At 47.0% G+C, this 14,391-nt stretch carries 13 protein-coding genes; 4 read left to right on the top strand and 9 right to left on the bottom strand.

Annotated features, from left to right (window positions below; translation table 11 throughout):
• Window positions 1-303: 303 nt before the first annotated feature.
• The 3 genes from rpsI to zapE form a co-directional block, all read right to left on the bottom strand.
• A complete protein-coding gene (gene rpsI / locus LY387_RS14065) occupies window positions 304-696 on the bottom strand; it encodes a 30S ribosomal protein S9 (RefSeq protein WP_042475909.1) in 393 nt (130 codons plus the stop codon).
• A 15-nt stretch (window positions 697-711) separates the two neighbouring features.
• The gene (gene rplM, locus LY387_RS14070) at window positions 712-1,140 is read right to left on the bottom strand and encodes a 50S ribosomal protein L13 (RefSeq protein WP_234494550.1); all 429 of its coding nucleotides are present in this window, start codon (window positions 1,138-1,140) and stop codon (window positions 712-714) included.
• A gap of 211 nt (window positions 1,141-1,351) precedes the next feature.
• A complete protein-coding gene (gene zapE, locus LY387_RS14075) occupies window positions 1,352-2,455 on the bottom strand; it encodes a cell division protein ZapE (RefSeq protein WP_234494551.1) in 1,104 nt (367 codons plus the stop codon).
• 141 nt (window positions 2,456-2,596) lie between these two features.
• On the opposite strand from zapE, the gene zapG reads away from it, so the two are divergent.
• The 3 genes from zapG (at window position 2,597) to degS (ending at window position 5,854) form a co-directional block, all read left to right on the top strand.
• Window positions 2,597-3,073 (top strand): Z-ring associated protein ZapG, encoded by a 477-nt coding sequence (gene zapG / locus LY387_RS14080; protein WP_234494553.1) that lies wholly within the window; start codon window positions 2,597-2,599, stop codon window positions 3,071-3,073.
• Between the two features lie 116 nt (window positions 3,074-3,189).
• Entirely contained in the window at window positions 3,190-4,557 is a 1,368-nt protein-coding gene (locus LY387_RS14085; protein ID WP_234496129.1) for a Do family serine endopeptidase, read from the top strand.
• A gap of 232 nt (window positions 4,558-4,789) precedes the next feature.
• The gene (degS, locus tag LY387_RS14090; protein ID WP_234494555.1) at window positions 4,790-5,854 is read left to right on the top strand and encodes an outer membrane-stress sensor serine endopeptidase DegS; all 1,065 of its coding nucleotides are present in this window, start codon (window positions 4,790-4,792) and stop codon (window positions 5,852-5,854) included.
• 68 nt (window positions 5,855-5,922) lie between these two features.
• Here degS and parC read toward each other — a convergent pair whose 3' ends face one another.
• The 6 genes from parC to nudF all read right to left on the bottom strand — a co-directional run bounded on the left by parC (window position 5,923) and on the right by nudF (window position 12,830).
• Window positions 5,923-8,199 carry a DNA topoisomerase IV subunit A gene (gene parC, locus LY387_RS14095; protein ID WP_234494556.1) on the bottom strand — a complete coding sequence of 759 codons (2,277 nt, stop codon included), beginning with the start codon at window positions 8,197-8,199 and terminating at the stop codon, window positions 5,923-5,925.
• A 2-nt stretch (window positions 8,200-8,201) separates the two neighbouring features.
• The gene (gene parE, locus LY387_RS14100) at window positions 8,202-10,082 is read right to left on the bottom strand and encodes a DNA topoisomerase IV subunit B (RefSeq protein ID WP_234494557.1); all 1,881 of its coding nucleotides are present in this window, start codon (window positions 10,080-10,082) and stop codon (window positions 8,202-8,204) included.
• A 222-nt stretch (window positions 10,083-10,304) separates the two neighbouring features.
• The gene (gene yqiA / locus LY387_RS14105; RefSeq protein WP_234494558.1) at window positions 10,305-10,892 is read right to left on the bottom strand and encodes an esterase YqiA; all 588 of its coding nucleotides are present in this window, start codon (window positions 10,890-10,892) and stop codon (window positions 10,305-10,307) included.
• Window positions 10,892-11,716 carry a 3',5'-cyclic-AMP phosphodiesterase gene (gene cpdA, locus LY387_RS14110; protein ID WP_234494559.1) on the bottom strand — a complete coding sequence of 275 codons (825 nt, stop codon included), beginning with the start codon at window positions 11,714-11,716 and terminating at the stop codon, window positions 10,892-10,894. The genes yqiA and cpdA overlap by 1 nt, the downstream gene beginning before the upstream one ends.
• A gap of 31 nt (window positions 11,717-11,747) precedes the next feature.
• The gene (locus tag LY387_RS14115) at window positions 11,748-12,194 is read right to left on the bottom strand and encodes a DUF1249 family protein (RefSeq protein ID WP_042475892.1); all 447 of its coding nucleotides are present in this window, start codon (window positions 12,192-12,194) and stop codon (window positions 11,748-11,750) included.
• A gap of 12 nt (window positions 12,195-12,206) precedes the next feature.
• On the bottom strand, window positions 12,207-12,830 hold the full coding sequence (gene nudF, locus LY387_RS14120; RefSeq protein ID WP_234494560.1) for an ADP-ribose diphosphatase: 624 nt from the start codon (window positions 12,828-12,830) through the stop codon (window positions 12,207-12,209).
• Window positions 12,831-13,066: 236 nt separating this feature from the next.
• On the opposite strand from nudF, the gene tolC reads away from it, so the two are divergent.
• Window positions 13,067-14,386: an outer membrane channel protein TolC gene (tolC, locus tag LY387_RS14125; RefSeq protein WP_234494561.1), complete on the top strand. Its 1,320-nt coding sequence runs from the start codon at window positions 13,067-13,069 to the stop codon at window positions 14,384-14,386.
• Window positions 14,387-14,391 lie beyond the last annotated feature (5 nt).

Below are 14,391 nucleotides of genomic sequence, written 5' to 3' on the forward strand. Positions count from 1 at the left end.
ATCGATTCCGACCAGTAGAGCATGGCTAACAAAATACGAATTTTAGTTGTATTTATTTGATAGCAAATGATAAAGAAAACCCTACTTTTTGACAAGATAAAGCTACCTTTTCGTAACATCTATAGCAGGAAATCGCTTGCTAGTTCACAAAAGGAGGGAAAAGGAGAGAGTGAAGATCAGAGTTTCTGAATTTAATGAGGTTATTGGACGTATAAATACAAAAAAGCCCAGCCGAAGCTGAGCTTTTTGATTCCACGTTCCAGCATAAAACTGGAAAGCATAATTTTCTCGGTAAGGAGAAAATTAACGCTTAGAGAACTGTGGACGACGACGTGCTTTACGTAGACCAACTTTCTTACGTTCAACGCAACGAGCGTCACGCGTAACGTAGCCAGCTGCACGTAGAGCAGGACGTAGAGTCTCATCGTATTCCATTAGCGCGCGAGTGATACCGTGACGGATAGCACCTGCTTGACCAGAAATACCGCCACCTTTTACAGTAACGAATAGGTCTAGCTTCTCAGTTAGTTCAGTTAGCTCTAGAGGCTGACGAACTACCATGCAAGAAGTTTCGCGACCGAAGTAAGTTTCTAGTTCACGCTTGTTAACTACGATATTGCCAGTGCCTGGTTTGATGAAAACACGAGCAGCTGAGCTTTTGCGACGGCCAGTGCCGTAGTATTGATTCTCTGCCATTTTCGAAATCCCCGATTAGATGTCTAGTACTTGTGGTTGTTGAGCAACATGGTTGTGCTCAGCGCCAGCGTAAACTTTAAGCTTACGGTACATAGCACGGCCTAGAGGACCACGTGGTAGCATACCTTTAACCGCTAGCTCAAGAGCCATTTCAGGCTTACGATCGATCAGCTTTTCAAAAGTGATTGATTTTAGGCCGCCTGGGAACTCAGAGTGGCGGTAGTAAACTTTGTTCTTAGCCTTGTTACCAGTTACAGTAACTTTCTCAGCGTTAACAACGATGATGTAATCACCAGTGTCAGTGTGCGGAGTGTATTCAGCTTTGTGTTTGCCACGTAGGCGAGATGCAATTTCACTTGCTAGACGGCCAAGAGTTTTACCTTCAGCGTCTACAACGTACCAGTCGCGTTTTACAGTTTCTGGTTTAGCAACGAAAGTTTTCATGCTAATAATAACCCGTTAATTAAATTTACACTTAAGGAGCTTTCGCTCCCACTGTCTAAGAGCCCATACATCACCCCTTCGAGTGTTGAAACTCTCGGCATCGTTCCTCAAAAAGTTTGAAGAAACTCGCCTGCAGTAACGGTGGGTCGCAGGATTATAGAGAAGCTCGAGGAAAAAATCATCTATTTTTTGGACAAATTTACCAAAAACATCAAGGTAGATGCTCTGAAGCTAAATAGTCATGGCTTTGCATCTCTGTAAGACGCGAGATACAGCGCTTGAACTCAAACTCCAACTGACCTTGGGTGTACAGCTCTTCCAGTGGTACCTCTGCAGAAATAATCAGTTTTACCCGTCTTTCATAGAATTCATCCACTAAGGCAATAAACCGCCTCGCAGCATCATCCAGTTTAGCATCCATCTGCTTAACATCGGCTAACAGCACTGTGTGGTAGATTCGAGACATCTCAATGTAGTCATTTTGACTGCGCATGGTCTGGCAAAGCTGCGCGAAACTAGCAAATAAGACGTCATCGGCAGCGGCAAAGACTTCAATATCGCGATGATTGATATCAATACTTGCTTCGTGAACGCGATCGTCCACCACCAGTTGATTGAAGTAACGCTCTAGGTTTTGGTTTGCGGCTTCATCTAATGGGAAATGGTAGATTTCGGCCTGTTCCAGGGTTCGAAGCCGATAATCGATACCACTATCTACATTCAGCACCACACATTGACTCTGAATAAGGGTAATTGCAGGCATGAATCGAGCGCGCTGCAGGCCATTACGATACAGGTCTTCAGGAGGGATGTTAGAGGTAGCGACCAGTACAACACCACGCTTAAAGAGTGCTTGTAACAACGTCGCTAAGATCATGGCGTCCGTTATGTCCGAAACAAAAAACTCATCAAAACAGATAATCTTCGCTTCTGCTTCAAACCTATCGGCAACTTTCTCAAGTGGGTTTTCCACATCACCAAGCTGTTTGAGTTCATCGTGAACTCGATACATAAAGCGGTGAAAGTGGACACGCATCTTTTTCGAAGTCGGTAAGCTATCGAAAAACGCATCCATCAAGTAGGTTTTACCGCGCCCTACTCCTCCCCAAAAATAGAGACCTTGCGGTGGCGTCGCTTCTTCAGGCTTCTTACCTAGCAGTTTTTGCATCATTGATAGCGCAGGCGCTTCAAACTGTAAGTAATCGTTAAACTGATGATGCAGCCTATCTAAGGCTTCCACAGCAGCCCGCTGGGCTGGGTCTGCTTGAAAACCATTCATTTTTATATCATGTTCGTATCTTTCTATGGGCGTCATGGATTACTCGCAACACTGATCCAAGGGCTGGAGAGCACGTATTTTTGCTTTATTGGCTCTAAATCTCATAGTAACATGGCTAAACGACGTGTGTAACCGCTTGGTAACGCACATGTTAATAATCATTATAAAGGAGCTGTTATGCCTTGGATATATGCCATTGTCGGCTTGCTAGTTGGTGCTATTCTCGGAATCATAATTTCCCGACTAACTACTCCACAATACAAGAAGCAAAAGACGCTACAAAAAGACCTTGAATCCGCAAAGTTTGCACTTGAGCAGCAACGTCAAGAACTCTCAGACCACTTCGCTCAAACCGCAGAGATGCTTGATACACTGGGTAAGGATTACACAAAACTGTATCAACACATGGCAAAGACCTCGACAGAGCTGATGCCTAACTTGCCAGAGCAAGACAATCCTTTCGTTAAGAAGATTGCCGAGCACAATGTGGAAACCATCGACGCTAATGCTGAGATTGAGCATCCACCGAAAGATTATGTAAACGGTGCAACTGGACTTCTTACCGAAGAAAAAAAAGAAGTCGTTGAAGCGCCCGAAGCTGTTGGACAAGAATCCGTTGTACAAGAACCCATGACAACAGCAAAAGCGTCTTAGCAGACAAACTACCACGGCCAGTAATTGAATAAATTACTGGCCGTTTTTACATTCAGGATGAACTTTACAACTTTCGTTGAGTCATAAACCTTACTGATCCAAAGAGGAGTTTTATGATGAAAAAACCAGTACTTGCATTAACTGTCCTTTCGTTAAGTCTGAGTGCAATCATCGCCCCACTACCTGCAACCGCTGCATTACCGCTGTCCGTAAACGGCGAACAGCTCCCTAGTCTAGCCCCTATGCTGGAAAAGGTGACACCCGCTGTCGTCAGTATTGCAGTGGAGGGTACACAAGTTTCTCGACAGCAATTGCCAGAGCAGTTTCGCTTCTTCTTCGGCCCTGACTTCCCAACCGAACAGCTTCAAGAGCGACCGTTTAGAGGTCTCGGCTCTGGTGTCGTTGTCGATGCGGACAAAGGCTATATTGTCACTAACTACCACGTGATTAATGGTGCGGAAGAGATTCGTATCAAACTTGGCGATGGACGTGAGTTCGATGCTGAGCTGGTTGGCGGCGATGAAATGTCAGACGTCGCGCTGCTAAAGGTCGATGGTGCCAAGAACCTCACCGAAATTAAGGTCGCGGACTCAGACGAACTTCGCGTCGGTGACTTTACCGTTGCAATCGGTAACCCATTTGGACTCGGTCAAACAGTTACCTCAGGTATCGTTTCAGCCCTTGGGCGCAGCGGGCTCAACCTAGAAAACTTTGAAAACTTCATTCAAACAGATGCTGCGATCAACAGTGGTAACTCTGGTGGCGCGTTGGTGAACCTTAATGGTGAGCTCATCGGCATCAACACTGCGATTCTCGGTCCTAACGGTGGAAACGTGGGGATTGGCTTTGCGATTCCATCTAATATGATGAAAAACCTCACAGACCAGATCATTGAGTTTGGCGAAGTGAAACGCGGCATGTTAGGTGTACAAGGCGGAGAAGTCACCTCTGAGCTCGCGGAGGCGCTGGGTTACAACTCGAGTAAAGGTGCATTCGTTAGCCAAGTCATTCCTGATAGCGCTGCGGACAAAGCGGGCCTTGAAGCCGGTGACATCATTGTCTCTGTTAACGGTAAGAAAATCTCTACGTTTAGCGAGCTTAGAGCAAAAGTCGCCACCTTGGGTGCTGGCAAAACCGTGACGCTAGGTATCGTTCGCGACGGCAAAGAGAAGTCCTACGATGTGACATTATCAGAGGCAGCGAAAACCATCACCAAAGCCGACAAACTTCACGAAGGCTTAACGGGTGCAGAGTTTGCTAACACCGACAGCAGCGATCCAGTTGAAGGCGTCAAAGTGAAATCTGTCGAGGAAGGCTCAGCGGCGGCTCAATATGAGTTGCAACAAGGTGACATTATCATCGGTGTTAACCGCGCTCGAGTGAAAAACGTGGGTGAACTGCGTAAGATCCTAGAGAAGAAACCTGGTGTACTTGCTCTAAACATACAGCGTGGTGACAGAACCATTTACCTCGTTGTACGTTAACGACAAATAGACTGAGTTAATTTTGTGTCATAGAGCAGCCGAATAGAGGCTGCTCTTTTATTATCTGCAGCAGAAATGATATCCTTTGCACCACAGCTGTGCTTATCAGAACTTTTTCGGTTAGTATCAAAAAATTATCTCGTTTTGACTCTCAGATAATACTAAGTTAAGAAGGTAACCGTTTGCGAATTCCGACATAGCGGCTCAAATTCCGATTCAACTAGAGGGAACAATGCTGAACTTTCTCATCCGCTCTGTATCTATGGGTCTCATTACAGCGCTACTCGTGCTACTTGCGGTTCCTTCCCTCAGACAAAACATCATACCGAATAATCTCGCTTCTCAACCTGAGTATGATACGACCGAACAGATCTCATTTAACCAAGCAGTCCGTAAAGCGGCCCCTGCCGTGGTCAATATCTACAGTCGTCAGTATAAAGAAAGTGACCGCACAACGCTCGCGACTCAAGGCTTGGGTTCAGGGGTTATTGTTAGCGACAAAGGGTACATCATTACCAACTATCACGTTGTCGCTAACGCAGACCAAATCATCGTCGCGCTGCAAGATGGACGCGTGGCAGCGGCCCAGCTAGTTGGTAAAGACCAGCGTACCGATATCGCTGTGTTGCGAATAGAAGGTGGCAACCTGCCTGTTATCCCGCTAAACCCGAGTTACTCACCTAAGGTAGGCGATGTAGTTCTCGCGATTGGTAACCCCTACAACCTGGGGCAAACAACCACATTTGGCATCATATCGGCAACAGGTCGCTCTTCGATTAGTGCAGGGGGCATTCAAGCCTTTATCCAGACTGATGCCGCGATCAACCAAGGCAACTCCGGTGGCGCTTTAGTTAATACACGTGGTGAACTGGTTGGCATCAATACCGCTTCATTCCAGCAAGCCACTGACCTTGAGACCTACGGCATTTCTTTCGCTATTCCCTATCAGCTCGCAAGCAAGATTATGGAAAAGATCATAGCGGATGGACGTGTGATTCGTGGTTACATTGGGGTTGATGGGCAAGACATTAATTCTGTGACGGCTCGCCTGCTAGGAAACGAGCATATCGGTGGCATTATCGTACTAGGCCTAGACCCCGAAGGACCTGCAGCAAAAGCGGGTATTCAAGTTCAGGATATTATCTTGATGATTGATGGCAATAAGCTTAACGGACGTCAAGGTGTGCTCGATTTGGTTACCGATTTAAGACCGGGTACCACAGTAGAAGCCAAGCTGCTTCGTGATGGTAAAGAGATTACCTTACCGATCACGGTAGGCGAAGACAGCCGAGAATAAGCCGCGTATAAAGCTATAACCATAAAAAAACCTCCGACAAGTCGGAGGTTTTTTATTACCTACTGAATTTATTCTTCAGTCGGCGTCTCTTGTGCGTCATTGCTTTCAACTTCGATACGAGTCACGCGCTGAAGACCCCTTGGTAGCAAGCCGCCACGACGACCGCGTTCGCCTCGGAAGTTGTCTAGGTCACTTGGTTTCAACCCTAACTTACGCTTACCGGCATACAAGGTGATTGATGTACCTTGAGGCAGCGCCATCAGATGCGAAACAAACTCTTCGCGCGCCTTAGCCTTCGCCGACGGAATATTGATGATCTTGTTACCCTTACCCTTACCAAGCTGAGGCAAGTCTTTAATCGGGAACAGCAGCATTCGACCTTGGTTAGTAATCGCCAGAATCTCATCGGACTCAAGATCGCCAACCATTGCAGGTGTCATTACTTCCGCCGCTTGAGGCAACGTCACTAACGCTTTACCACTGCGGTTTTTTGACAGTAAGTCACTGCCTTTACAAACAAAACCGTAGCCCGCGTCTGAGCCGACCAACCAAAGCTGGCTCTCTTCACCCATCACGACCTGACGAATACTTGAGCCCGCATTAATGTTTAGTCGACCTGTAATTGGTTCACCTTGGCTACGTGCTGACGGTAGAGAGTGTGACTCGAGCGAGTAGCTTCGGCCATCGCTTCCGAGGAAGACCGCTGGCTGATTACTCTTACCTCGGGCTGAGGCAAGGTACTTATCACCCGCTTTATAGTTGAGGCCACTCGCATCGACATCATGGCCTTTAGCGTGGCGAATCCAGCCTTTTTCAGACAACACAACTGTGATTGGCTCACTCGGAACAAGATCACGCTCAGTCATTGCTTTCGCTTCTGCACGCTCAACGATTGGAGAGCGACGGTCATCACCGTATTTTTCAGCGTCCGCTTGAATTTCTTTCTTAAGTAGCGTGTTCATACGACGCTCAGAGCCAAGCAGCTTCTCTAGCTTCTCGCGCTCTTTCTCAAGCTCTTCCTGCTCACCACGGATCTTCATTTCTTCCAGCTTAGCCAGGTGACGAAGCTTGGTATCTAAGATCGCATCCGCTTGAATGTCCGTGATACCAAAGCGCGACATCAGCACCGCTTTTGGTTCATCCTCAGTACGGATTATTTCAATCACTTCATCTAGGTTTAGGTAAGCAACCAACAAACCTTCCAGGATGTGCAGGCGAGCAAGGATCTTATCTAGACGATACTGAAGACGCTTACGCACTGTCTCACGGCGGTACTCGATCCACTCCGTTAAGATCTGCAGCAGACCTTTCACTTGTGGGCGATTATCAAGACCGATCATATTGAGGTTTACACGGAAGTTTTTCTCAAGATCCGTCGATGCGAACAAGTGGTTCATTAACTGATCACAATCGATACGGTTTGAGCGCGGTACCACGACGATACGCGTCGGGTTCTCATGATCCGACTCATCACGAAGATCGTCCACCATTGGCAGTTTCTTCGCACGCATCTGGTTCGCGATTTGCTCCAGAAGCTTCGCGCCAGATACCTGATGCGGCAGCGCAGTAATGACAATCTCTGCACCTTCTTTATGCCAAACAGCACGCATCTTCACGCTACCACGACCCGTACGATAGATTTTCTCTAAATCGGCTTGCGGTGAGATGATTTCAGCTTCCGTTGGATAGTCAGGTCCTTTCACAAACTCCATGACCTCGGCAAGCTCAGATTTTGGCTTATCGATAAGATGGATCGTTGCGTTGGCAATTTCACGAACGTTGTGCGGCGGAATATCTGTTGCCATACCAACGGCGATACCGGTGATGCCATTCAGCAAGATATGCGGCAATCGTGCAGGTAGGATCTTCGGCTCTTTCATGGTGCCGTCGAAGTTTGGCTGCCACTCGACCGTGCCTTGACCTAACTCACCTAACAGTACTTCAGCAAACTTAGACAGTTTTGCTTCGGTATAACGCATCGCAGCGAACGATTTCGGATCATCCGGCGCACCCCAGTTACCTTGACCATCCACCAGCGGATAACGGTAAGAGAATGGCTGAGCCATTAATACCATGGCTTCATAACAGGCTGAGTCACCGTGTGGGTGATATTTACCTAGAACGTCACCAACCGTACGAGCTGATTTTTTGTATTTCGCCGATGCCGAGAGACCAAGCTCAGACATCGCATAGATAATGCGGCGCTGAACAGGCTTTAGACCATCGCCAATATAAGGCAATGCACGATCCATAATCACGTACATTGAGTAATTCAGATAGGCGTCTTCAGTGAACTTTCGCAGAGGCAGCTGTTCTACGCCATCAAAAGACATTTCAGTCGACATTGTTATACCTCAGCCATGTCACCGTTGTTTTGTAGCCAGCTACGACGATCGTCCGCACGCTTTTTACCAAGCAGCATATCCATCATTTCATTGGTAGCTTCGTCATCATCAATGGTCAGTTGCACCAAACGGCGTGTATTCGGGTCCATCGTGGTTTCGCGCAGTTGAAGCGGGTTCATCTCACCTAGACCTTTGAATCGCTGAACGTTGATCTTCGCTTTCTTCTTACTAAGGCGCTCTAAAATGCCATCCTTCTCGTCATCATCGAGGGCGTAAAACACCTCTTTACCACAGTCGATTCGATACAAAGGCGGCATTGCCACATAGACGTGACCAGCTGCAACCAGAGAGCGGAAGTGCTTAGTAAATAGGGCACAGAGTAGCGTGGCAATATGCAGACCATCCGAGTCCGCATCGGCAAGGATACAGACTTTACCGTAGCGAAGACCGTCAAGGTTTTCGGTATCAGGGTCGATGCCAAGCGCCACGGAGATATCATGCACTTCTTGTGATGCGAGCACTTGGTCAGCCGAGACTTCCCAGGTATTAAGGATTTTACCGCGCAGTGGCATCACCGCTTGGAACTCACGATCACGTGCCTGTTTGGCACTACCACCCGCCGAGTCACCCTCCACGAAGAAGATTTCGGTGCGGTTAAGATCTTGCTGTGAACAATCGGTCAGCTTACCTGGCAGTGCAGGACCTGAAGCGACCTTCTTACGAACCACCTTTTTGCTGGCACGCATACGGCGGTGGGCATTAGCAATACAGACTTCAGCAAGCTGCTCTGCAAGTTGAGGTTTTTCGTTTAGCCACAGGCTGAACGCATCTTTAACCACACCAGAGACAAACGCTGCGCATTGGCGCGACGAGAGGCGCTCTTTGGTTTGACCCGCGAACTGCGGATCTTGCATCTTGATAGACAAGACATACGAGCAACGCTCAAAAACATCATCACCGGTAAGCTTAACGCCACGAGGCAGTAAGTTACGGAACTCACAAAACTCACGCATCGCATCAAGCAAGCCCTGACGCAGACCATTTACGTGGGTACCACCCTGAGCAGTCGGGATCAAGTTTACGTAGCTTTCGGTGATCATCTCACCACCTTCAGGCTGCCAAATGACCGCCCAAGTTGCCGCTTCGGTTTCCGCTGAGAATTCACCGGTAAACGGTGCTTCAGGCAGTACGGCATAACCTTTGACGCCTTCCGCTAGATAGTCTTTTAGACCATCTTCGTAATACCACTTGTAGTCTTTACCGTTCACTTTGTCGCTGAAGGTGATTTCTAATCCAGGACAAAGAACCGCTTTCGCTCTGAGATTGTTAACCAGTCGAGTAACAGAGAAGTTAGCAGAATCGAAGTAGCTTGCATCTGGCCAGAAGTGAACACTGGTGCCGCGATTACGTCGACCACAAGTGCCAGTGACCGTCAGCTCTTGAACCTTATTACCGTTCTCGAACGCCATCTCATACACTTGCCCGTCACGACGTACGGCAACTTCAACGCGCTTGGACAATGCGTTTACTACAGAGATACCAACACCGTGCAAACCGCCCGAGAATTGATAGTTCTTGTTCGAGAACTTACCACCAGCGTGCAACTTACAGAAAATCAGTTCAACACCCGAGATCTTTTCTTCAGGGTGAATATCGACGGGCATACCACGACCATCATCGATAACTTCTAACGATTGGTCGGCATGCAGAATGACTTGTACCTTAGAGGCATGTCCGGCTAGCGCTTCATCGACACTGTTATCGATAACTTCTTGGCCCAAATGGTTTGGGCGCGCTGTATCCGTATACATCCCTGGTCGGCGACGTACTGGCTCAAGACCATTGAGAACCTCAATGGCTCCAGCATTATATTGTTCTGTCATAATACGGAAATTTTACTCAAAATAATGATTGATACTTAGCAGCAAAAATAGTGTGCGATGGAAGATCGCAGTTCGCTCGGTGAATTGATACACAGTTCCGAGACTTACGCGCAAGTACAGACGTATCATAGTCTGGCTCAACGCCAGTGTTGTCAAGTTTCACGCAGAAGTTGGGGGGAAAATTATGACTGTCTCCTCAAGCGGAGACGAAAAAAGCATCGCTTACAGGGATAAGAAGCAGATTATCTGTTCAGGGAATCGCTCGAAGCCCACAAAGCTATGATCGCCATTTTCTTCAACAGTTTGCTTACTTTCACGATACTTACTCACCGCCTGGCGATAATCTAGCACCTCGTCACCCTCTTGCTGCAGTAGCCAAAAATCCTGTGGCGAAGTTAGCTCATTCACCTCTAGCGCTTTGAGTTCATCAATATGCTTGGCTTCTAGAAAGTAACGTTCATGTGTATAGGGGTTCTGCTGCTCACCAAGGTAATCCAACAACAGTTCATAAGGCTTTACGGCTGGGTTAATCAACACCGCTTTAAACCCATATAGATTATTTAGCCAAGTCGAAAGGTAGCCACCTAAAGAGCTGCCCACAAGCGCAATTTGGAACTCGCTTTGATACGTTTCGATCAGTTGCTGCAGATACTCCGCCGCTTGCTGGGGAAAGCATGGCATTTGCGGCACCACTACTTTAATGTCTGGTCGATGTTCGCGGCAATAGTCCATCATGACTTGCGCCTTGAATGACTGTGGCGAGCTGTTAAAACCATGAATATAAAGTAGTAGTGGCTTTTTGGTACTCATTAGTAGCCTTCCGCATTAAAATCAGGACGGAATGAACCATGTGGTAAGCGTTTGACCTCTGTATTCACCGTACCATCTGAGCAAAGCTCGAGTTCACGCCAACCTGGTGCACGGGTATCAAGCGCAAACTCATTCGAGTTAGGTTTAAACTGCACACAGGTCGAAGGGGTTGCAAGCACTCGAACGCCCTCGCGAATCACATCCATTTCCTGATGGATGTGACCACACAATACAGCACGCACATTGTCATGCTTATCCACTACCTGCCAAAACTCGTGCGCATCTTTCAAAGAGTGCTGATCGAGCCACGCACTGTTTACTAACAGCGGATGATGATGCAGTAGGACCAAGGTGTGTCGGTTGGCATGCTCTGTTAGCTTACGCTCCAAGAAATCCAACTGACTGTCACTAAGTCGACCATGTGGGACACCGACTACTTGAGAGTCCAACAATAAAACCTGCCAATGCTCTCCTAAAAGCGCATGAGTGACATCCTGAATGAGCGGTGTGCTTACTACACTGTTCATACACGGTTTGTAATCATGGTTGCCTGGTAGCCAATAGCAAGGCAATCCCAAAGGCTCTATACCCGCGACAAACTTTTGGTATGACGCTTCGGTATGGTCTTGAGAAATATCACCGGTGGCGAGCAGCGCTTCAAACTGAGTTCCTTGTTGAATCACCTCGGCCACAACGGCATGAAAACTGTCTTGGGTATTAACACTCAGCAAGCAACCATCATGAGGCGCAAACAGATGCGTGTCCGTTAATTGCAGCAACCTAACGCTACTTAACTGAGATTCATCACTGGGTGTTGTCTTCAAAATATTAAAAACCTGAACTTATAATTCTTCGTTAGCTACGATACATAATCGGAGCTCGACTAATGCCATTTTTTAAGCAAAACGTCAGCCAATCACTCAAAAACTGATTAAACTGAAACTTTTCATCCTTCTGATGCATTTTTGCATTGGGATAATCGTATCGTGCTTGAACTCGAGAAGCGTTTTCGCAATCACAGACTTCTGCAACCTTCGCATCGTGATAAAGCCTCACGGTCATTTTAGGCAAAGGAAAAACAGGAAGCTCATCATCTTGGAAAATTTCAACCAATGTTGTGTACTTCGTCACTTCTCTCACCTCTAACTGATAGGTGAGCGATCCCGCTTGATAACAGCGCACATCCCCGACTTCTGGAGCGGTTGGAATTAGACGATTCAGCTTTGCATAGTTCGTCTCATATATGCGCATTAGCTCTGCTAGATCAACATGATACGAATTAGTATCGACAACACGAGCCATAAAAAATTCCCTCTACCATTGCTGTTTTAGCTTTTGATAGTTTAGTTGTAACCATTGTAGAGCGATGATGGACGCACCGTTTTCAATCTCGCCGCTCTCTATCATTTGATAGGCTTGCTCTCGAGATACGACACTGACACGAATATCTTCCCCCTCACTCTCTAAACCATGGACGCCAGACGCTTGAGTCGCATCAACCTGGCCGACGAAAACCGAAATTCTCTCATTGCACCCACCCGAAGAAGGGTAGTATCGCGTGATCGGCACGAGATTCTTTACATCGACACCCGCCTCTTCGACCGCTTCTCGACAAACGAGCTCTTCAATACTCTCTTTCTTATCGACAATACCGGCAACAATTTCCATCTGCCATGGGCTTTCATGTTCTAGAGCCCCAACCCGAATCTGTTCGATTAGGACCACTTGGTCACGAACGGGGTCGTAAGGGAGCATTGCTGCGGCTTCACCGCGAACAAACATTTCTCTGTCAATCACTGAACTCCAGCCGCCTTCAAAACGTTTATGCTTGAAGCGAAACTGCACCATTTCAAAAAAGCCTTTAAAAACGGTCTCTTTTGACACAATGTCGACATCATCGGGCGTATACTTATCACCAGACTGTAGTGCGTTTCTCATAGCGGACCTCAAGTTACAGTGAATCTTATAGTTTACTCAAGGAATACAACGACTACCAAGGACGCGGTTCAATTTTTTACGTAAAAATTCAAAATAAATTTGATTCTGGTTAATTATTTGTCTCAATTTTTGGTGAGGATGCGTAAAAAAGTGCAAAGTTTCGAGTGAATTACGGTCATTTTAAGTTAAACTGTGAATCATACCTTTATTAGTATTACTAGGCAGGATTAGGACAAATGAAAAAACTGCTTCCACTCTTTATTACAGCTGCATTAGGAAGCGTAAGTGCAGCAACATGGGCCGACTCCCTAACAGAGATCTACGATCAAGCTAAACAAAACGATCCTCAGTTGCTTCGTGCAGCCGCTCAGCGTGATCGTGCATTTGAAGCGATCAATTCTGCTCGTGCAACACTATTACCACAGATCAACCTTACTGCAGGTCTTGATTTCACTGCATCAGACTTTGATCCTCAAGATAGTACCAACCTAACTGCCGGTGTGGGCTTTTCTCAAGAGCTATACAACCGTGCCAGCTGGATCACTTTGGACACTGCAGAAAAAACAGCGCGTCAAGCAGACTCGCAATATGCAGCAGCTCAACAAGACCTAATCCTTCGTACAGCGCAAGCGTACTTTGAAGTGCTGCGTTCAAAAGACAACCTAGAATCTGTTCGTGCTAACAAAGCAGCGGTTGCTCGTCAGCTAGAGCAGACTAAGCAGCGTTTTGAGGTTGGTCTATCGGCGATTACCGACGTACACGATGCTCAAGCTCAGTATGACCGAGTGTTGGCAGATGAAGTTGTGGCAGAAAACAACCTGTTAAACCAATACGAAGCACTGCGTGAGATCACCGGCCAAGAACACACGAACATTGATATTCTTGATACTGACCGCTTCTCAGCAGCGCGCCCAGAGCAAAGTGTGACTTTCTTCCTAGAGGAAGCGCAGTCGAAAAACTTAGATCTACTATCGGCACGTATCGGACAAGATATTGCTAAAGACAACATTACATTAGCAAGCTCTGGTCACCTACCGACGCTAACACTAGACGGTGGTTATGGATACGATAGCGAGCGTAACAGTAACAACAGCCGTTATGGCGGTCCATCAGAGAATATCAATGCATTCAATGCTGGTATCAACCTGTCTGTGCCTCTATACACTGGTGGTAACATTACTTCGCAAACCAAACAGGCAGAGTTCGCTTACGTTGAAGCAAGTGAGCAGCTAGAGCAAACTTACCGCTCTGTGGTTCGTAACGTTCGTGCGAATAACAACAACATCAACTCATCAATCGGCGCAATTCGCGCGTTTGAGCAAACCGTTATCTCTGCTGAATCAGCACTAGAGGCAACCAAAGCAGGTTTTGATGTAGGTACGCGTACTATCGTTGACGTACTAGAAGCGACACAGGCGCTTTACGATGCAGAAAGTAACTTGTCTGATGCTCGCTACGATTACATTGTCAGCGTACTTAACCTACGCCAATCAGTAGGTACTCTATCTGAGCAAGATATCGTAGACATCAATGCGGGTCTTAAGAAAGACAACTAATTGAT

It is taken from the genome of Vibrio maritimus (assembly GCF_021441885.1).
GTDB lineage: Bacteria > Pseudomonadota > Gammaproteobacteria > Enterobacterales > Vibrionaceae > Vibrio > Vibrio maritimus_B.